The organism is Qipengyuania sp. BR81-2 (assembly GCF_055693895.1).
In genome coordinates this window covers 1,512,062-1,529,818 of sequence record NZ_CM146344.1, presented here as the reverse complement: position 1 = coordinate 1,529,818, position 17,757 = coordinate 1,512,062, and the positions used below count along the sequence as shown (strand labels likewise).

At 64.1% G+C, this 17,757-nt stretch carries 20 protein-coding genes; 7 read left to right on the top strand and 13 right to left on the bottom strand.

All coding sequences use genetic code 11. From position 1 onward, the window contains the following. Positions 1-133: 133 nt before the first annotated feature. A complete protein-coding gene (locus tag ACZ1G8_RS07625; protein WP_472678871.1) occupies positions 134-1,003 on the bottom strand; it encodes a dienelactone hydrolase family protein in 870 nt (289 codons plus the stop codon). Positions 1,004-1,125: 122 nt separating this feature from the next. Between ACZ1G8_RS07625 and ACZ1G8_RS07620 the strand changes: the two genes are divergently transcribed. Further along, positions 1,126-3,282: a PQQ-dependent dehydrogenase, methanol/ethanol family gene (locus tag ACZ1G8_RS07620; RefSeq protein WP_472678870.1), complete on the top strand. Its 2,157-nt coding sequence runs from the start codon at positions 1,126-1,128 to the stop codon at positions 3,280-3,282. On the opposite strand, the gene purU is transcribed toward ACZ1G8_RS07620, so the two are convergent. The 3 genes from purU to ACZ1G8_RS07605 all read right to left on the bottom strand — a co-directional run bounded on the left by purU (position 3,283) and on the right by ACZ1G8_RS07605 (position 5,554). Next, a complete protein-coding gene (gene purU, locus ACZ1G8_RS07615) occupies positions 3,283-4,137 on the bottom strand; it encodes a formyltetrahydrofolate deformylase (RefSeq protein ID WP_472678869.1) in 855 nt (284 codons plus the stop codon). Positions 4,138-4,209: 72 nt separating this feature from the next. Continuing rightward, positions 4,210-4,533, bottom strand: a complete 324-nt coding sequence (locus ACZ1G8_RS07610) for a hypothetical protein (protein WP_472678868.1) — start codon at positions 4,531-4,533, stop codon at positions 4,210-4,212. 4 nt (positions 4,534-4,537) lie between these two features. Further along, a complete protein-coding gene (locus ACZ1G8_RS07605; RefSeq protein WP_472678867.1) occupies positions 4,538-5,554 on the bottom strand; it encodes an NAD(P)H-dependent flavin oxidoreductase in 1,017 nt (338 codons plus the stop codon). Positions 5,555-5,749: 195 nt separating this feature from the next. On the opposite strand from ACZ1G8_RS07605, the gene ACZ1G8_RS07600 reads away from it, so the two are divergent. Further along, complete coding sequence (locus tag ACZ1G8_RS07600; RefSeq protein WP_472678866.1) at positions 5,750-6,202, top strand: glycine zipper 2TM domain-containing protein; 453 nt, start codon at positions 5,750-5,752, stop codon at positions 6,200-6,202. Here ACZ1G8_RS07600 and ACZ1G8_RS07595 read toward each other — a convergent pair whose 3' ends face one another. Further along, the gene (locus ACZ1G8_RS07595; protein WP_472678865.1) at positions 6,203-6,997 is read right to left on the bottom strand and encodes a LytTR family DNA-binding domain-containing protein; all 795 of its coding nucleotides are present in this window, start codon (positions 6,995-6,997) and stop codon (positions 6,203-6,205) included. A gap of 159 nt (positions 6,998-7,156) precedes the next feature. On the opposite strand from ACZ1G8_RS07595, the gene ACZ1G8_RS07590 reads away from it, so the two are divergent. Next, a complete protein-coding gene (locus ACZ1G8_RS07590) occupies positions 7,157-7,690 on the top strand; it encodes a DUF2306 domain-containing protein (RefSeq protein ID WP_472678864.1) in 534 nt (177 codons plus the stop codon). On the opposite strand, the gene purT is transcribed toward ACZ1G8_RS07590, so the two are convergent. Continuing rightward, entirely contained in the window at positions 7,687-8,850 is a 1,164-nt protein-coding gene (purT, locus tag ACZ1G8_RS07585; RefSeq protein WP_472678863.1) for a formate-dependent phosphoribosylglycinamide formyltransferase, read from the bottom strand. The two genes, ACZ1G8_RS07590 and purT, sit on opposite strands and share 4 nt — an antisense overlap. After that, on the bottom strand, positions 8,847-10,127 hold the full coding sequence (locus ACZ1G8_RS07580; RefSeq protein ID WP_472678862.1) for an aspartate kinase: 1,281 nt from the start codon (positions 10,125-10,127) through the stop codon (positions 8,847-8,849). The genes purT and ACZ1G8_RS07580 overlap by 4 nt, the downstream gene beginning before the upstream one ends. Positions 10,128-10,180: 53 nt before the next feature. Between ACZ1G8_RS07580 and ubiG the strand changes: the two genes are divergently transcribed. Beyond that, positions 10,181-10,939: a bifunctional 2-polyprenyl-6-hydroxyphenol methylase/3-demethylubiquinol 3-O-methyltransferase UbiG gene (gene ubiG, locus ACZ1G8_RS07575; RefSeq protein WP_472678861.1), complete on the top strand. Its 759-nt coding sequence runs from the start codon at positions 10,181-10,183 to the stop codon at positions 10,937-10,939. Here the strand turns inward: ubiG and ACZ1G8_RS07570 are convergent. Next, positions 10,920-11,969 carry a glycerophosphodiester phosphodiesterase family protein gene (locus ACZ1G8_RS07570; RefSeq protein WP_472678860.1) on the bottom strand — a complete coding sequence of 350 codons (1,050 nt, stop codon included), beginning with the start codon at positions 11,967-11,969 and terminating at the stop codon, positions 10,920-10,922. The two genes, ubiG and ACZ1G8_RS07570, sit on opposite strands and share 20 nt — an antisense overlap. Here ACZ1G8_RS07570 and ACZ1G8_RS07565 point away from each other — a divergent pair. Continuing rightward, positions 11,968-12,135: a hypothetical protein gene (locus tag ACZ1G8_RS07565; protein ID WP_472678859.1), complete on the top strand. Its 168-nt coding sequence runs from the start codon at positions 11,968-11,970 to the stop codon at positions 12,133-12,135. The genes ACZ1G8_RS07570 and ACZ1G8_RS07565 overlap by 2 nt on opposite strands. On the opposite strand, the gene ACZ1G8_RS07560 is transcribed toward ACZ1G8_RS07565, so the two are convergent. From ACZ1G8_RS07560 to ACZ1G8_RS07550, 3 genes are all read right to left on the bottom strand, one after another. Further along, entirely contained in the window at positions 12,129-12,476 is a 348-nt protein-coding gene (locus ACZ1G8_RS07560) for an ArsC family reductase (protein ID WP_472678858.1), read from the bottom strand. The two genes, ACZ1G8_RS07565 and ACZ1G8_RS07560, sit on opposite strands and share 7 nt — an antisense overlap. Before the next feature lie 119 nt (positions 12,477-12,595). Beyond that, positions 12,596-13,078: a crossover junction endodeoxyribonuclease RuvC gene (gene ruvC, locus ACZ1G8_RS07555; RefSeq protein ID WP_472678857.1), complete on the bottom strand. Its 483-nt coding sequence runs from the start codon at positions 13,076-13,078 to the stop codon at positions 12,596-12,598. Positions 13,079-13,198: 120 nt separating this feature from the next. Beyond that, a complete protein-coding gene (locus ACZ1G8_RS07550) occupies positions 13,199-13,945 on the bottom strand; it encodes a YebC/PmpR family DNA-binding transcriptional regulator (protein ID WP_472678856.1) in 747 nt (248 codons plus the stop codon). Between the two features lie 261 nt (positions 13,946-14,206). Between ACZ1G8_RS07550 and ACZ1G8_RS07545 the strand changes: the two genes are divergently transcribed. Continuing rightward, the gene (locus ACZ1G8_RS07545) at positions 14,207-14,938 is read left to right on the top strand and encodes a DUF4136 domain-containing protein (protein ID WP_472678855.1); all 732 of its coding nucleotides are present in this window, start codon (positions 14,207-14,209) and stop codon (positions 14,936-14,938) included. 132 nt (positions 14,939-15,070) lie between these two features. Then, on the top strand, positions 15,071-15,358 hold the full coding sequence (locus tag ACZ1G8_RS07540; protein ID WP_472678854.1) for a hypothetical protein: 288 nt from the start codon (positions 15,071-15,073) through the stop codon (positions 15,356-15,358). Here the strand turns inward: ACZ1G8_RS07540 and dut are convergent. Together dut and ACZ1G8_RS07530 are read right to left on the bottom strand one after the other, a co-directional pair. After that, positions 15,355-15,816 (bottom strand): dUTP diphosphatase, encoded by a 462-nt coding sequence (gene dut / locus ACZ1G8_RS07535; protein ID WP_472678853.1) that lies wholly within the window; start codon positions 15,814-15,816, stop codon positions 15,355-15,357. The genes ACZ1G8_RS07540 and dut overlap by 4 nt on opposite strands. After that, entirely contained in the window at positions 15,809-17,623 is a 1,815-nt protein-coding gene (locus ACZ1G8_RS07530; protein ID WP_472678852.1) for a bifunctional phosphopantothenoylcysteine decarboxylase/phosphopantothenate synthase, read from the bottom strand. The genes dut and ACZ1G8_RS07530 overlap by 8 nt, the downstream gene beginning before the upstream one ends. Between the last annotated feature and the right edge of the window lie 134 nt (positions 17,624-17,757).

The following is a 17,757-nucleotide window of genomic DNA, read 5'->3' as shown; positions in this document are numbered from 1 at the left end:
CGACGAGGCCGATAATCGCGACCAGAACGCCAAGTAAATCCATTGTGACCCCCGAATAATTGTCCGGGAGCGATGCTAGCGCGCAGGAATTAACAGGGAAAGAAGAAGCGCGAAGAAATCCCTGATTTTCGCGTCAGAGCGCTTTGGAATAGAGCGCGAGAAGGCGCGACCACGCGCGCTCCGCCTGTTCGCGGTCGTAACTTGGGCTATCTAGTACGCAGAAGCCATGGTCTGCTGCGTAGACTTCGATTTCCGCATCGGTTCCGACTTTTTCGGCTGCCTGCCGCAAGGCCGGCCTCGCGCCGGGCTCTTCCGCATCATCATCCTGAGAGATGGCGATCAGGTAGTGGGCATCGGGAATGAGCCTGCGATGCGGACTGTTCTCTCCATCCTGCACTAGGCCGCCGCCGTGAAAGCTCGCGCCAGCCTGGATGGGTTCGTCCGACCACGGGCCAAGGGCGGCAAAGCTGCCGGTCATGCAGTAACCCTGCACGCCGATCCCGCGGTCACTGTCGACCGCCGCCTGCTCGAGCAGCCATGAAGCGGCAGCCGCATTGTCCAGCGAGATCGTTTCGGCCGTGAACTTGCTGCGCCAGGGACGGACCTTCTGGAAACCGCCGGCGGCAGCAAAACTCGCGAAATCCTCGAACTGCTGGCCGGTGACGTCTCGGTAATAGGGATTGGCAAGGAGCACGGCATATCCTGCCTTCGCCAGCCGCGTCGCCATCTCGCGCTTGGCCGGGCGGATGCCGGCGATATCGGGCCAGAAGATCACGCCCGGCCGCGCCGTGTCGCCGACGATGTAGAATTCGCCGTCGAGCGCACCTTCGCCGGTCAGGAAGGAGACCTCGCGCATCGAAACCGCTTTAGGATCGGCGGCTGCCATCGCGTCGCCCTCCAGGGGCGCGCAGGCGGCTGCCATGCCGGCGATGGCTCCGGCGCCGAAAGTCCGGCGGTTCAGCTCCATTTTGCCCCAGCGCTCGAGGTGGCTTTCATTGCACATGCCGCATCTCCCTTGCTTGTCCCCGCGCGCACGCAAGTGCCGGTCATGGACAAGGATACGGTTGACGGGCAGGATGGGTTTCAATTGAGCGACCAAAAGGTCGCCTGACAAGGGAGAGAGGGATGAAGCTTCGGGGCTTTGCGATGGCGGCTGCACTGCTTCTGGCAGCATGCAGCGATAGCGGCGATGTGGCGGAGGGCGGCATCGATGGGGTGCGGCTGGTCAATGCGGACCAGGACAGCGCGAACTGGATCAGCCACGGCCGAACCTATTCCGAACAGCGCTTTTCGCCGCTCGACCAGGTGAATCGCGATAGCGTTGGCGATCTCGGCCTCGCATGGTTTGCCGACATGGACACGGCCCGCGGGCAGGAAGCGACGCCGCTCGTCTTGGACGGCAAGCTTTATGTGACCAGCGCATGGAGCAAGGTCTTTGCCTTCGATGCCGCGACCGGCGAACCGCTGTGGAGCTACGATCCGCAAGTGCCCGGCGAGACGGGCGTGAAAGCTTGCTGCGACGTCGTCAACCGCGGCCTCGCCGCTTGGGGCGAGCACCTCTTCCTCGGCACGCTCGACGGGCGCCTTGTCGCGCTCGATCGCGATACGGGCGAGGTCGCATGGGAGAAGGTCACCGTCGACCAGTCTAAGAGCTACACGGTCACCGGCGCGCCGCGCGTGATCGATGGCAAGGTTTTGATCGGTAACGGCGGGGCCGAGTTCGGCGTGCGCGGCTATATCGCCGCCTATGATGCCCAGGACGGCGAAGAACTCTGGCGCTTTTACACCGTACCCGGAGACGACGGGGATGATGCGCCCGAATACCTTAAAGCAGCAGCCGAGACGTGGAGCGGCGATGCGCTAAGCGGCGAGAACGGCATCGGCGGTGGCGGCACCGTCTGGGACTCGATGGCCTACGATCCCGATCTCGACCTGCTCTATATCGGCGTCGGCAACGGAAGCCCGTGGAACCGCGCCTATCGCAGCCCCGGCCCCGACGGTACGGGTGAAGGAGACAACCTCTACCTTTCCAGCATCGTCGCAATCCGGCCCGATACGGGCGAATACGTCTGGCACTACCAGACCACGCCGGGCGAAACCTGGGACTATACCGCCACGCAACACATCGTGCTGGCGGACATGGAAATCGACGGGCGCGAGCGTCAGGTGCTGATGCAGGCACCCAAGAACGGCTATTTCTACGTTCTCGACCGCGCGACGGGCGAGTTCATTTCGGCAGAACCCTACATCCCGCTGAACTGGTCGACCGGTATGACTGACGACGGTCGCCCGATCATGAACCCCGAAACCCGGATCGACGTCACCGGTGAGCCCGCGATCGTGATGCCGGGACCGCTGGGCGGCCATAACTGGCACCCGATGGCATACCATCCGGGCGAGAACCTCGTTTACATCCCTGCCTTCGAGGCCGCGATGCTCTACAAGCCGGAAGCGAACTGGAAGCCCGATCGTGCACGGGGCTTCAACGTCGGCTTCGACCTCGGAGCGGGCGACCTGCCGCCCGATCTCGGTATCCGTCGCGAAATTCTCGGCACAATCAAGGGCAAGCTCGTGGCTTGGGACCCGGTCGCGCAGGAACCGCGCTGGGAGGTCGAACATCCGGGCCCGTGGAACGGCGGCCTGCTCGCCACGGGCGGCGGTCTCGTATTCCAGGGCAATTCGGGCAGCGAATTCTCCGCTTATGACGCGAAGGACGGCAGCAAGCTGTGGAGCTTCCCCGCGCAGACCGGGATCGTCGCACCGCCTATGACCTACACGGTGAACGGCGAGCAATATGTCGCCGTGCTTGCCGGTTGGGGGGGCGCCTTCGCGATCACGGCCGACGGCGAGTTGATCGACCGGATGAAACCGGTACGCAACATCAGCCGCCTGCTGGTGTTCAAGCTGGGCGGCGAGGCACAACTTCCCGAAGAGCCCGATTTCGCGCTCGCACCGCTCGATCCGCCGCTGTCGAAGGCCAGCGCGCAGACGATCGAGCTCGGCCGCGAGAAATACGCCCGCTACTGCGCGGTGTGCCACGCACCGGCGGCAGTCGGCTCGACCGAGCTGCCCGACCTCAGGCGGTCGGGCGCACTCGAGAACCGTTCGACATGGCTGCAGATCGTCCATGGCGGCGCGCTGCAGGACAATGGTATGGCGAGCTTCTCCCAATCGCTGAGCGAGGACGAGGTGGAAGCGATCCGCCAGTACGTCATCAAGCGCGCCAACGAGGACAAGGAGATGGAGCTCGAACGCGCCAAGATGCGCGTCGCAGCGCGTTGATCAGCTCCTGAAGACCACCGTGCGCTTGCCGTTGAGGAGCACCCGCTCCTCGAGGTGAAGGCGCACGGCCTCGGCCAGCACGCGGCTCTCGATCTCGCGGCCCTTGCGCACGAGCTCTTCGGGGCTGTCGGCATGGCTGATGGGCTCGGCGGCCTGATGGATGATCGGACCCTCGTCGAGATCGGCGGTGACGTAATGCGCGCTCGCCCCGATCATCTTGACCCCGCGCTCGTAGGCCTGGTGGTAAGGCTTGGCGCCTTTGAAGCCCGGCAGGAAGGAGTGGTGGATGTTGATGCACCTCCCGGCGAAATGCGCCGCTTGCTCGTCCGAAAGGATCTGCATGTAGCGCGCGAGAACCACCAGTTCGGCGTCGTAGTGTTCGGCGAGCTCGCGCACCTGCGCTTCCTGTTCGCCCTTGGTGTCCTTCGTGATCGGCAGGTGATGGAACGGAATGTCTCCCAACGGCGTGTGCTCGATCGCCTCGCGCGGGTGGTTCGATACGATCGCCACCGGCTCCATCGGCATTTCGCCGATGCGCCAGCGATAAAGCAAGTCGGCGAGGCAATGGTCGAACTTGCTGACCATGATCATGACCCTGCGCGGGCGATCGCGCAGTGCGAGCTTCCAATCCATGCCGAACTCGGCAGCCAGCGGCGCGAAGCCCTCGCGGATATCCTCGCGGCCGGTCTCCCCAGGATCGAACTCGACCCGCATGAAAAAGGAGTTGGCAGCACGATCCCCGAACTGCTGCGCCTCGAGGATATTGCCCCCGCTCTCAAACAGGAAAGAAGTCACCTGCGCGGTGATCCCCGGGCGATCGGTGCATGAAAGGGTAAGGACGAGCGGATCGGACATAGACCTACTCTTGGCGTTCGTGGCGGCGGCCTTGCAAGCGCGTTTCGCTAGGCAGCGGCCAAGCGGGTTTTGTCAGTCCTCGAGCGCGAAGATGATCTCGGTCATACCCGTTTCGCGCAGCGCGGTCTCGACGATGGCACGCTGCCGATCGTCCAGATCGCCATCGAAGCGGACCACATGCGCGATCGGCTCCTTGAGCGAGAAGCCACCCTGCCTCAGGACCTGGCCGATGGCGCGCACCAGCGTGTGCTCGAAGTAACGCGCATTGGCGATCAGCGCATCGTCCGAAGAATAGGGAAACTCGGCGCGCTGATCGACAAAGGTCTCGCTCGCCTCGTGCGTCACCTGCACGCGGTCGCGGTAGATCGCGACATCGAGGTCGAGGCGGCGGATCACATGCCTAGCGCCGCGTCAGCGCTTCCTCGCTCTGGGCCATGAGCTTCTCGATGATGACGGCCACCGGCTCTTCCGCCTTGAGCATGCCGACCGACTGGCCGGCCATAAGGCTGCCGTTTTCGACATCGCCGTCGATCACGGCGCGGCGCAGTGCGCCGGCCCAGTAGTGCTCGATCTGCAGCTGGGCTTCTTCCATCGCGATTTCCTCGCGGTCGAGCGTGCCTGCCACTTCGATCTGCTTGCGGGTGAACTCTTCGGTGCCCTTGTTTTTGAGCGCGCGCACAGGGATGACCGGCAGGCGCGGATCGACCTGCACGCTGGCCACAGCGTCGCGGGCATTGGCGCGGAAGAAGGCCTTCTTGAAATTCTCGTGCGCGATGCTCTCGGTCGCACAGGCAAAGCGCGTGCCGAGTTGGACGCCCGCTGCGCCCATTTCGAGATAGCCGGCCATGGCATTGCCGCGGCCGATGCCGCCCGCAACGAAGATGATGTGATCTTCCGAAAGCTCGGGAAGCATTTCTTGTGCGAGAACGCTGGTCGAAACGGGGCCGATATGGCCGCCCGCTTCCATGCCTTCGATCACCAGCGCATCTGCGCCCGAGCGCAGCAGCTTCTTGGCCAGCGCCAGCGTCGGCGCAAAGCAGATGACCTTGGCGGGATTCTCGCCGCCCTTGATCGCCTCGACACTGCCCTTGGGCGGAATGCCGCCGGCCAGCACCACGTGGCTCACTCCCGCCTTGTCGCACACCTCGATCAGGTCGAAGAGCTGCGGGTGCATGGTGATGAGGTTCACGCCGAAGGGCTTGTCGGTGAGCTTTTGCGTCTCGGCGATCTCGGTCTCGAGCAGTTCGGGCGTCATGGCACCGCAGGCGATCACGCCGAAACCGCCCGCATTGGAGATGGCGGAGACGAGGTTGCGCTCGGAGACCCAGCTCATCGCACCGCACAGGATGGCATAGCGCGAGCCGAGGAATTCTGCGCCGCGCTGCATCAGGCGGTCGGTCTTGGGATAGGTAGTCATACGAGTGGCGCTTAAGCCGCGCTGGGCTCCACGGCAAGCGATCCAGCGCTTGCAGGGCGCAGTTCATCCCAACTTTCGCAAAGCTTTCAACGGCGGTTTCACGCCGTTCATTTTCGCGGGCGCATGGGCATGACCATCGAATCTGGAGGTGGGACTATGCTCGAAAAAACCAAATCATCACTGCTCGCCCTCGCCATGGGCGGTGCCGTCATCTCCATGCCCGCGCACGCAGCGGAGCCCGGGCCCATGATGGCCAAGCAGTCGTTTCCCGGCCTCGAACAGGTCCGGAACCATGCCGATCCCGACGATTGGGACGATGATTGGGACAATGACGACTGGGAGGACGATGACGACGATGATGACGATCGCTGGAAGAAGCGCCGTTATCGCGACCGCTACTATGGCCGCGACCGTGGCCGCTATTACGGCGAGCCCGTCTACCGTCATACCCGCGTTTGGCGCGGCCGCGACGGACGGGTCTATTGCCGCAAGAACGACGGGACGACCGGCCTGATCGTCGGCGGTGCTCTCGGCGCTATTCTGGGGCGCGAGATCGATACGCGTGGCGATCGCACTCTCGGCACGATCCTTGGCGCTGCCGGCGGAGCTATCGTCGGCCGCGAACTCGACCGGGGTCGTTGCCGATAGTCAGAGCCAGCCGGCATCCTTGAGTTCGCCGGCCCGGTTGCGCGAAACGGGCGCTTCCAGCCCGTTTGCAAGCGATAGACGGAGGTTGCGCCCCTCGCGGCGCACCTCCTCGACCGCGTCGCGAGCAACCCACCAGCTGCGATGGACCTGCAAGCCGTCGATGCCCTCCAATTCGGCAATCGCATCGCCCAGGCGCATCAGGACAAGGTCGCTGCCGAGCCGCGTGTGCGCGCGAACATAATGATCCTCCATCTCCAGCGCGAGCAGGTCCGCGCCGAGCTCGGGCGGCAGTCGATCCATGAAACGCGTAGCCGGCTCCGGTTCACGTGCGGTGTCCTTAGGCTGCGCCTGCTCTTGCTCCGGCTCGCTGGCAGAACCACGCTGGCCTAGTGTGAAAAGTAGCGTGATCATTCCCCCGACCACGGCGACATAGAGATACTGGGTGAGCGCGGTTTCCGCATCGGGCCAGCGCAGTCTGTCCGGCAGTCGTGGCAGAATCCAGACCGCAGCTGACATCGGTATCGATGCGGCCATCACGCCAACGAACCGTACTGCCCAGGCGGGCAGGTCAAGGGCGGGGGCAAGCCGCTGGGCCACACCGTCGATTGGCGCATAGAGGAAGTAACCGAGATAGGCGAAGCCGACCCAGACGATCAGTCTGAGCGCGAGCGGGTCCTGGAAGCTTCCGAAGGGGCCGATCAGCGCAAGCACCACGCCGATCATTCCCATGCAGGCAAGGTCAATCAGCAGCTTGCGCAGCTTTTGTTGCTTCTTGGTTCGTGCGCCCTGTTCCATCGCCGTCCAGAACTAGCGCCCGTTTACGCTTCGTAAAGTGGCAAAGCGCAGGATTTGCGCGCTTTTCGCGAACCCGATGACCTGTCCGCGAAGCTAGCGTTGCGTGCGAACGGGCCGGCGTCATCATGGTCTCCAACACACCGCAAACGGAGACATTCGATGACCGCACTCAGCCTTTCTAACCACCTGTTCCGCCGTTCCGGACCGATGGACATCACCCCCATCACAAGAGCCCTCGTCATCGGGGTCGGCGGAGCCATGACCGCCATTTGCTTCTTCGCCATCGCCCGTGCGCTGCTCGGCTTCACCGCCGACCTGCCGCACCTCTCGAACGTGGCCATCGCATTCCATGTCGCGACGGTGCTGCCCTGCGTACCGCTCGGGGTCTACCTCCTGCTCGCCCGCAAGGGGACACCCCGGCATAAGCAGCTCGGCAAGCTATGGATCGTGCTGATGGTCATCACGGCGACTTCGACGCTCTTCATCCACGACGGCATGCGCCTTTCGTGGATTCACATCTTCGTGCCGATCACCTACCGCGCATCGTGGCTCATTGTCTCGAGTGCCCGCAAGGGCGACATGGTGACGCACCGCAAGGAAATCATCGGCCTCTTCTTCGGCGCGCTCATGATCCCTGGCATCGCAGCCATCGCACTGCCGGGGCGCCTCATGAACGTGATGCTGTTCGGCTAGTCGCCGTAAGCGATCTTCACCTTGCGGGCGGCATCGCGGGCCTTTCTCCGGGCATCGTCGGTGTCGCCTGCGGTCGCAAGCGTCACACCCATGCGGCGGTAGGGGCGACTGGTCGGCTTGGCGAAGATGCGCAGGTCGGTGCCGAGTTCGGACAAGGCATCGTCGAGGCCTTCGTAGGCTAGGTCCTCGCTGTCGCGATCGGCAAGGATCACCGCACTGGCCGAGGGCCGTGCCCGCAATTCGGCAGGAACAGGAAGACCGAGGACGGCGCGCGCATGCAAGTCGAATTCGGTGAGGTTCTGGCTCACCAGAGTGACCATGCCGGTATCGTGCGGACGCGGTGAAAGCTCGGAGAAGATGACCTCCTCGCCCTTCACGAAAAACTCGACCCCGAACAGGCCGAAGCCGCCGAGGTCGTCGACGACCTTGCGCGCCATATCCTGCGCCTTGGCGATGGCCTCATCGGACATCGGCGTGGGCTGCCAGCTTTCCTGGTAGTCGCCGCGTTCCTGCCGGTGGCCAATCGGCGGGCAGAAGGTCACCCCGCCCTTGTGCCGCACGGTGAGGAGAGTGATCTCGTAGTCGAAATCGACGAATTGCTCGACGATCACCCGCTGGCGGTCACCGCGCATATTGGCGCAGGCATAGTCCCACGCTTCCTCGAGTTTCGCTTCCTCGCGCACCGTGCTCTGGCCCTTGCCCGAGGAAGACATGACCGGCTTGATCACGCAGGGGAAGCCGGTGTGCTCGGCCGCAGCGCGTACTTCCTCGAGGTTCTTGGCGTAGCGATACTTCGAAGTGACGAGGCCTAGCTCGTGCGCCGCGAGGTCGCGGATCGCATCGCGGTTCATGGTCAGCTGCGCGGCGCGCGCGGAGGGAACGACGGTGAAGCCTTCCTCCTCGAGCTCGGCGAGCACGGCGGTGCGGATCGCCTCGATCTCGGGCACGATATAGTCGGGACGGTGCTTTTCGGCCGCCTCGCGCAGCTTGTCGCCGTCGAGCATCGAGAAGACCTCACGCACGTCGGCCACCTGCATGGCGGGCGCATCGTCATAGGCATCGCAGGCAATGACATATGCGCCGAGGCGCTTGGCAGAGATCACGAACTCGCGGCCGAGTTCACCCGAGCCGAGAAGGAGGATCTTCGCGGTGTGGCTCACGCAGCCTCGTCCGCCGCGTCGAGACCGTAGGCGGTGTGCAGCACGCGCACCGCCAGTTCGGTTTCGTCCTCGTCGATCATCACGCTGACCTTGATTTCCGAGGTGGTGATCGCCTGGATGTTGATCCCGCGATCGGCGAGCGCCTGAAACATCGTCGCTGCGACACCGGCGTGGCTTTTCATGCCGACACCCACCACGCTGATCTTGGCGATCTGGCTGTCGGTGATGATGCGGTTGAAACCGATGTCGTCGCGCTTGTCCTCCAGCAGCGCCTGAGCGCGGGCGAGGTCGGCCTGCGGGACGGTGAAGGTCACGTCGGTCTCGCCCTTGTCGCGGCCGACGTTCTGGATGATCATGTCGACATTGATGCTCGCGGCGGCAAGCGGCTCGAAGATATGCGCCACCGCGCCGGGCTTGTCGGGCACGCGGGTGAGGATGATCTTGGCTTCGTTCTTGTCATGCGCGATGCCGGTTACGTGCTGGCGTTCCACTTCGCCCTTCTCCACCAATTCGTCCATTTCCTCTTCCGACACGATCATCGTGCCCGGAAGCTCGTCCGCAGGGACGGCATCGTCGCCCACGAAACTGGAGAGGACCTGCACGCGCACGCCCTCCTTCATTGCCAGGCCCACGCTGCGGGTCTGGAGCACCTTTGCGCCCACGCTCGCCAGTTCGAGCATTTCTTCGTAGGTCACCGCCTTCAGCTTGCGAGCCTTGGCCACGATCCGAGGGTCGGTCGTGTAGACGCCGTCGACATCGGTATAGATGTCGCAGCGGTCGGCTTTCACTGCCGCAGCTACCGCGACTGCCGAAGTGTCCGAGCCGCCGCGACCCATCGTGGTGATGCGGCCCTCGTCCGATACGCCCTGGAAGCCGGGAATGACCGCGATCTCGCCCTCGGCCATCGACTTGGCCAGCGCCTCTCCGTCGATGCTGTCGACGCGTGCCTTGGCGTGCGCCTCGACCGTGCGGACGGGAAGCTGCCAGCCGAGCCAGCTGCGCGCCTTGCAGCCTAGCGACTGCAGCGTGAGCGCGAGAAGCCCGCTGGTCACTTGTTCGCCGCTGGCGACCACGACGTCGTATTCGGCGGGGTCGTAAAGCGCGTTCGCCTCGCGGCAGAAATTGACGAGCCGGTCGGTCTCGCCCGCCATGGCGCTGACCACCGCCGCGACCTCGTTGCCGCCTGCGGCCTGCTTGCGCACGATATTGGCGACGCGCCGAATGCGTTCCGTCCCCGCCATCGAGGTGCCGCCGAATTTCATCACGATACGTGCCAAGCGAGGAATTCTCCGTGCTGGAATGCGTGGGATATGGCTGCTAGCCACGCGGAATGAGCGATGCAACCACGAGCCGTCAAAGCAATACTTCAGCCGGCCAAACGATCCGGCCCGACGAGGCCGCGCATTTCGGCAAGCTGGCGAAAGACTGGTGGGACCCGAAAGGCTCCTCCGCGATGCTGCACAAGCTCAATCCCGTCCGGCTCGAATTCCTGCGCGAGGCGATCGATTTGCACTGGGCGGGCGACATCCGCAGCGCCAAACCGCTCGCTGGCAAGAGCGCTCTCGACGTCGGTTGCGGCGCGGGACTGTTGTGCGAGCCACTGGCGCGGCTGGGAGCCGACGTGACCGGTGTCGATGCAGCGCCCGAGAACACCGCGGCCGCCGCGATCCACGCCGAACGGTCTGGCCTCGACATCCGTTACATGGCCGGCGAGCTTGCTTCGCACGACATCGGCACTTTCGATCTCGTCACCGCGATGGAGGTGATCGAGCACGTTGCCGACAAACAGGCCTTCGCCTCGCAACTGGCGGCGCGGCTTGCAGACGGCGGACTGATGGTCGTCTCGACGCCCAACCGCACAGTTCGCAGCCGCGCGCTGATGATCGGCGCTGCCGAAGGCATCGGCCTCATCCCGCGGGGTACGCATCACTGGGAGGACTTCGTCACGCCCGAAGAGCTGTCCGAAATCCTCGCGGGAGCCGGCCTCGAAATGGGCGAGCCGCGCGGCATCGCCTTTTCGCCGATGAGAGGCCTCCACCTCTCCGACGACCTCTCGCTCAATTACATCGTCACTGCGCGAGCGCGCTGACCACGAGCCCCGGATCGTCGGTGAAGACACCGTCGATTCCCTGTGCCTTCAGGATCGTGACCATGCCGAGCACATCGCCCGTGCCGTTCTCCGCTGTGCCACGGCGCAGGACGGGCGGGAGATAGGCGTTCTCCTTGCGCAGGGTCCAGGCATGGACCGCGAGGCCCGCATCCTGGGCATCGGAAGCAAGGCCGCTCGGAATGCCTTCCGGACCGAAAAGCAGGTTCATATTCACCCCCACCGCATCGGCATAATCGGCGATTTCTGCGAGCCCCGAGGGCGAGACCATGTCGCCATAGCGCATGGCAGGCTCGTCCGCCGGACCGTCGTTCGTATTGACGAGTTGCACCAGCTTCACATCGATCAACCGGTCCAGCCGGCGCAGGGGGCCCACTTCGAAGCACTGGACGAAGACCGCGGCATCGGCGCCGTCGAGCCCCGCCTCGCGCAGCGCGGTTGCCAGCAGGTCGACGCTGTCGATCCCGGCATCCTGCAGCAGGAAGGTCGGATGCTTGAGTTCGGGATAGAGGCCGATCGTGCGGCCAGTCTCGGCTTCCTTGGCACGGACGAGCTGGACGATCTCGGCAAAGGTCGGGATCTGGTAGAGCCCGTCATACCGCGTGTTGGCAGGGCGCATACCGGGCAGGCGCTCCTTCGCGCGAAGCGTACGCAATTCGGCAAGCGTCAAATCCTCCGCGAACCAACCGCTGACCAGCCGCCCGTCGATCGTCTTGCTGCGGCGCCGATCGGCAAATTCCTCGCGGCTTCCCACGTCGGTCGTGTCCGAAAGTTCGTTCTCGTGCCGCGCGACGAGGACGAGGTCCTTGGTCACTACGAGATCGGGTTCGACGTAATCCGCACCATGGTCGATCGCAAGCTCATAGGCCGCAAGCGTATGCTCGGGCCGCTCGCCGCTCGCGCCGCGATGTGCGATGACCAGCATGTCCTCGGCCAAGGCAGGCGCAGAGGCGCCGAAAACCGCGAGGATTAACGAAATCTTGAGGACGAATCGGGTAATTTCCCCACTCATGTTCAAGAAGCTCCTCTTAGGTGCGGCCATTGTCGTGGGCCTTATCTACGGGTCCGGCAATGATTTCGGCACGATCAAACGCCACATCCTGAGTGCGGCGAACGAGAACGCGCGCAGTGTCACCAATGGCGATCACAGCGGCTGGGGCGACACCAGCGGCTATTGAAGCGCCGCCTTCCACGCATCTTCCGAAAAACCGACCAACACACCGTTCTGATGTTCGACCACCGGGCGTTTGATCATGCTCGGGTTCTCCACCATCAGCCGCACCGCCTTGGCGCGGTCGATATCGGCCTTCTCCTCATCGGGCAGCTTAGGAAAAGTGGTGCCGCGCTTGTTGAGCAACGCCTCCCAGCCCGCCGCATCGGACCAATTCTCAAGCTTGGCCGCGTCCGCGCCTTCCTTCTTGTAGTCGTGGAAGTCGTACGCGATGCCCTGCGCGTCGAGCCACTTCCTCGCCTTCTTCACGGTGTCGCAATTGGGAATGCCATAAAACTGGATGGTCAAGCGCTGCCTCCTACAGCTTGGAACGGATGGAACACGGTCCTGCGCGAAAAAGCGCGTGGCCGGATAAATCGCGCAAGATCGGGGTTAGAGACGGGTTCCTGAGGCTTCATGACAGCTGCCTAGCGCCCTTGCGGCGTGTAGGACAGGTGCGCCGAGGCAATCGCCACGGCAAGCGCATCAGCAGCATCTGCGCCGGCAATCTTCACACCCGGCAGCAGCACCTTGAGCATGGCCTGCACCTGCGCCTTGTCCGCACCGCCCGTACCGACGACGGCTTTCTTGACCAGCCGCGCCGCGTGCTCGGCAACATCGAGTCCCGCCGAACCGCATGCGGCCAGCACGGCGCCCCTCGCCTGCGCAAGCTTCAGCGTCGATTGCGGGTTCTTGTTGACGAAGACTTCTTCCGCCGCCGCACGGTCGGGCTTATGCTCGGCTATCACCGCCTCGAGCGCTGTCTGAAGATGCGACAGCCGCCGCGCCATAGGGGCCTTGGCATCGGTCGGCACCTGCCCGTTGGCGATATGCGTGATGCGCGAACCCTCGGCCCGGATCACGCCCCAGCCGGTGCAGCTGAGCGAGGGATCGAGGCCGAGGATGATCACGAAGCGTCCATTCCTATTCGAGCCCGATCATCCAGCCGAGCCGCCATGCGATAGCGAGCAGGAAGGCCCCGCCGAGAATGATAGCCAGCACCCATTCGCGCAGGCTCATCGTGGACCGCCTCAGGCGCCCACCTTCTCCATCACCTCGTCCGAGATGTCGTAATTGCCCCAGACGGTCTGTACGTCGTCATCCTCTTCGAGCGCGTCGATCAGCTTGAGCAGCGTGCCTGCACCCTTCTCGTCCATCTCGACGGTGAGGTTGGGCTTCCACGCGAGCTTGACGGTTTCCGCCTCGCCGAGCGCCTTTTCGAGGTCGCCGGCGACCTGGTGGAGGTCGTCAGCCGCAGTCCAGATCTCGTGGCCGTCTTCGGAGGAGGAGATGTCTTCCGCGCCAGCTTCCATTGCCGCTTCGAGGACCTTCTCCTCGTCGCCGGCGTCCGCCGGGTAGAAGATGAAGCCGAGGCGTTCGAATCCGTGCTGGACGCTGCCCTCGGTGCCGAGGTTGCCGCCGTTCTTCGAAAACGCGGTGCGTACGGCGGTGGCAGTGCGGTTGCGGTTGTCGGTCAGCGCTTCGACGATGATCGCGCTGCCGCCCGGGCCATAGCCTTCGTAGCGAACTTCTTCGTAGTTCTCGGCGTCCGCGGCCGAAGCCTTGTCGATTGCGCGCTGGATATTGTCCTTCGGCATCGACTGGCTCTTGGCAGCGTTGACCGCAAGGCGCAGGCGCGGGTTCATGTCCGGATCGGGCATGCCCATTTTCGCGGCCACGGTGATTTCGCGGCTGAGCTTGGAAAACAGGTTCGAGCGCTTTTTGTCCTGCGCGCCCTTGCGGTGCATGATGTTCTTGAACTTGGAATGGCCTGCCATGGGTTTTCTTACCGTGCGCAAATGAATGGATATCGGGCGGTCCCTTAGCCCGCCCCACCCCCTCACGACAACCCTCGTAAGGCCTGCAACAAATGTGAATCCGCGCATTCAAAGCCGGTTCATGGCCAAGGCGCTAAACCCCTGATCATTCGCTGGAAGAATGCCCCGGGGAAACGGCACGCGGCGACTGTTAGGAAATTTCGTGTATGAAGCGCAATTGCATGCAGCAGTTCGCTTGCGCGATGAATAAGGACAAATGCCATGACTACCCGCAAGAAGGGTTGGGGGCAGAAGCTCAAGCTGGCCTCCGTACCGATGATCCTCGCAGGCCTGGCCGCCTGTGCCACGCCGTTCAAGGCCGATGTCTCGCGTTTCCAGACGCAGCTGCCCGCCCCGCAGGGCGAAAGCTTTGCCGTCGTAGCCGATGACCCGGCGCTCGCCGGCGGCCTCGAATTCTCGCAATATGCCGACCTCGTCGAAGCGCAGATGGAACGCCTGGGCTATGCCGAAGCGGCAACGCCCGAAGATGCGACGTTGCTCGTGCGCTTCGATTACGGCGTCGACAATGGCCGCGAGCGTGTGCGCACGACCGGCTTCCACGACCCGTTCTATTCGCCCTGGTACGGCTATCGCGGTGCTTTCGGCTACTATCCTCGGACGCGCTACATCCGCACGCGTGACGGGCGCCTCCTGCGTACCCGCAGCGTCGGCAGGGCGTGGGGCTACGGTTTCTACGATCCGTGGTTCGGCAGCCCCGAAGTACGAAGCTACACTGTCTACACCAGTGGCATCGACATGAAGATCGACCGCGCGGCGACCGGCGAACGCCTGTTCGAAGGCAAGGCGCAGGCCCTGTCGACCTCGAACCGCCTGCAGTATCTCGTGCCGAACCTGGTCGAGGCCATGTTCACCGATTTCCCGGGCAATTCGGGCGAGACGGTGCGCATCTCGGTCAAGCCGGAAGAGGAAAACAAGGTCCGCCGGATCGACTAAACAGAATCGTCCATCGTCATGGACGGGGAACACCGAGGAAGGGCGGCCATGGATCGGGCCGCCCTTTTTCGTGCCCTTCCCGCAAATGCCGCGAGTGTGCTATAAATCCCGCCAATTCAGGGAGATGAGATGATGACCGCCCTTGCCGCACCGGCCGCCAAACGGATACGCGCGATCTACTGGACCGTCGCCGCGCTCGTGCTCCTGCTGCCTGCGATTGCGATGCAAGTCACCGCCGAGGTCAACTGGGGCCCGGGCGATTTCGCGATCATGGGCGGACTGCTCGCGCTGGTCGGGATCGGCATCGAGATGGCCCTCAAGGCAGCGCTCGGCACACGCGCGCGGATGCTCGCCATCGGCGCGATGCTGGCGCTGTTCCTGCTGGTCTGGGCCGAGCTTGCCGTCGGGCTGTTCGATTAGGCCAGCTTGGCGTGTCCGCCGGTCGAACCGAAGCCGCCTTCGCCGCGAACCGTTTCAGACAATTCTTCGACCTCTTCCCACTTCGCCTGCACAACCGGTGCGAGCACCAGCTGCGCGACGCGGTCGCCGCGCTGAATAGCGAAATCGTCGGTCCCGTGGTTGATCAGCAGGACCTTCAACTCGCCGCGATAATCGCTGTCGATCGTGCCCGGCGTGTTGGGCACCGTGATACCGTGCTTGAAGGCAAGGCCCGAACGCGGGCGGACCTGGATCTCGTAATTCTCGGGGATCGCGACCGAAAGGCCGGTGGCCACGGCGTGGCGCTGGCCCGGCTTGATGGTGACGCTTTCCGCCGCGAGCACGTCCATGCCGGCTGAGCCTTCGGTGGCATAAGCGGGAAGGTCCAGCCCGTGGCCGTGCGGCAGCCGCTTGATCTGGACACCGACGGGCTTAGTCACGCGGGTCTTCCTCCGGCTCTGCGAGAGCTTCTGCGGCGCGCATCACCAGCTGGCGCGCGACCTCTTCCTTGGGCATTTCCGCAAGGCTCTCGACCCCGTCCGAGGTGACGATGTGGACCTGGTTGAGGTCCCCGCCCATCACGCTTTCGCCGATCGAGCCCGCGACATTGTTGGCCACGATCCAGTCGGCACCCTTGCGCTTGCGCTTCGACTTGGCGTTCTCGACCACGTTTTCCGTCTCGGCGGCAAAGCCGATGAGGAGGTGCGGGCGCTTGCGGCCTGCTGCCACGGCAGCGAGGATATCGGGGTTCTCGGCAAGGATGAGGGCGGGCGGCGCACTGCCGCGTTTCTTCATCTTCTCGCCTGCGACATGGCGGCTCTTCCAGTCGGCGACGGCGGCCACCATGAAGGCGGCATCGGCGGGCAGCGCATTGCGCACTTCCTCGGCCATGTCGTCTGCCGTCTCGACGTCGATCCGGTCGACACCGATCGGCGTCGGCAGGTGAACGGGACCGGAGATCAGGGTGACGCGCGCGCCTGCGGCAGCGGCCATTGCGGCGATCGCAAAGCCCTGCTTCCCGCTCGAACGGTTGGCGATGTAGCGTACCGGGTCGATCGGCTCGCGGGTCGGGCCGGCCGTGACCAGCACGTGCTTGCCGTAAAGCGGGCGGTGCTCCGGATCCTCGTCGAAAATCGCCTGGCCGTGCAGCGGATTGGCTTCGAGCGCCTCTTCGGGCTCGAGAACCTCGACCTCTTCCGGGATCGGCTGCGCAACGGCGCGCTTGTCCTTCTTGCCGACCGTGTGGTTGATCGCCTCGCGGTCGGTCGGGGGAGCGCCGGCAGCGCCGCCCTTCTTGGCCAGAAGGCCGCCCATGTCGGGCTTGAAATCGGTATCCTCGACCAGCGCTTCCGCATCGAGCATCTCGAGGTCCTCGAGGTTCTCGAGGTCTTCCTCTTCCTCGTCGACCTCTTCGTACTCTTCCTCGATCTCCTCGTGGGTGCGCTTGGCTGTCGAGCGCGGGATGATCGCAGAGAGCAGGCTACCAAGGCCGCTCTTGGGCTCTTCCTCTTCCTCGGGCTCGAGCGCTTCGAGTGCGATGTCCTCGTCCTCGTCGGCCTCGAGATCTTCCTCGACCTCGGCTTCTTCGGCAGGGGCAGGCGGTGCGAGCGCAGGCGCAGGCGGAGCGAGTTCGGCAGCGTCGATGTCGAGATCGAGCTGCTCGGCAATCTTGTGCAGGATCGCGGCAGGTTCGGGCAGGCGGCCGGGGCCGAATTCGCCGCAAGCCATCGCGCCCTCATCCGGGTCCATCACGGTAACGCCCGCCTGGCGCAGCCATTCGGCGTTACGCTGGGTCGCCGAATGCTCCCACATGCGCACGTTCATCGCCGGAACGGTGACGACCGGCTTGTCGGTGGCGAGAATCAGCGTTGTGGCGAGATCGTCGGCAATACCCGCCGCCATCTTGGCGAGCAGGTCCGCAGTCGCCGGGCAGACGACCACGAGGTCGGCATTCCGCGAAAGCTGGATATGGCCCATCTCGACCTCGTCCTTGAGATCGAAGAGCGAGGTATAGACCTTGTTTTCCGACAGGGCGGCAAGCGCCATGGGCGTGACGAACTGCTGGCCGCCCTCGGTAAGGACGCAGGTGACATCGCCGCCCGCCTTCTTGATGAGGCGCACGAGCTCGCACGACTTGTAGGCGGCGATACCGCCACCGATCACGAGCAGGATCTTCGGACCGCTCACGCGCGAACCCTCGCTGTTTTCATGTCGCGCAGCGCCTGCTGCGCGGATCGGCTGGTGCATTCCCATTGCGTCATCGATGCGCTTGCTAGCGCCCCCTGTCCGTCATTGCCAGCGCGTTCGAGCAGGCTTCAGCAAGCCGGTTCGAGCGCAATTGACGGTAAGCCTTGGCAGCCTATGGTTGAGAAAACGGTAAC

Bases quoted from the DNA above. Each gene is read 5' to 3' on its own strand.
- ACZ1G8_RS07595 (WP_472678865.1), bottom strand. From the start codon at position 6,997: ATGGAACAGGGCGCACGAACCAAGAAGCAACAAAAGCTGCGCAAGCTG.
- ACZ1G8_RS07545 (WP_472678855.1), top strand. From the start codon at position 14,207: ATGACTACCCGCAAGAAGGGTTGGGGGCAGAAGCTCAAGCTGGCCTCC.
- ACZ1G8_RS07565 (WP_472678859.1), top strand. From the start codon at position 11,968: ATGTTCAAGAAGCTCCTCTTAGGTGCGGCCATTGTCGTGGGCCTTATC.
- ACZ1G8_RS07570 (WP_472678860.1), bottom strand. From the start codon at position 11,969: ATGAGTGGGGAAATTACCCGATTCGTCCTCAAGATTTCGTTAATCCTC.
- ACZ1G8_RS07540 (WP_472678854.1), top strand. From the start codon at position 15,071: ATGACCGCCCTTGCCGCACCGGCCGCCAAACGGATACGCGCGATCTAC.
- ACZ1G8_RS07530 (WP_472678852.1), bottom strand. From the start codon at position 17,623: ATGCACCAGCCGATCCGCGCAGCAGGCGCTGCGCGACATGAAAACAGC.
- ACZ1G8_RS07590 (WP_472678864.1), top strand. From the start codon at position 7,157: ATGACCGCACTCAGCCTTTCTAACCACCTGTTCCGCCGTTCCGGACCG.
- ACZ1G8_RS07620 (WP_472678870.1), top strand. From the start codon at position 1,126: ATGAAGCTTCGGGGCTTTGCGATGGCGGCTGCACTGCTTCTGGCAGCA.
- ubiG (WP_472678861.1), top strand. From the start codon at position 10,181: ATGAGCGATGCAACCACGAGCCGTCAAAGCAATACTTCAGCCGGCCAA.
- ACZ1G8_RS07625 (WP_472678871.1), bottom strand. From the start codon at position 1,003: ATGTGCAATGAAAGCCACCTCGAGCGCTGGGGCAAAATGGAGCTGAAC.
- ACZ1G8_RS07550 (WP_472678856.1), bottom strand. From the start codon at position 13,945: ATGGCAGGCCATTCCAAGTTCAAGAACATCATGCACCGCAAGGGCGCG.
- ACZ1G8_RS07605 (WP_472678867.1), bottom strand. From the start codon at position 5,554: ATGACTACCTATCCCAAGACCGACCGCCTGATGCAGCGCGGCGCAGAA.
- purU (WP_472678869.1), bottom strand. From the start codon at position 4,137: ATGTCCGATCCGCTCGTCCTTACCCTTTCATGCACCGATCGCCCGGGG.
- ACZ1G8_RS07600 (WP_472678866.1), top strand. From the start codon at position 5,750: ATGGGCGGTGCCGTCATCTCCATGCCCGCGCACGCAGCGGAGCCCGGG.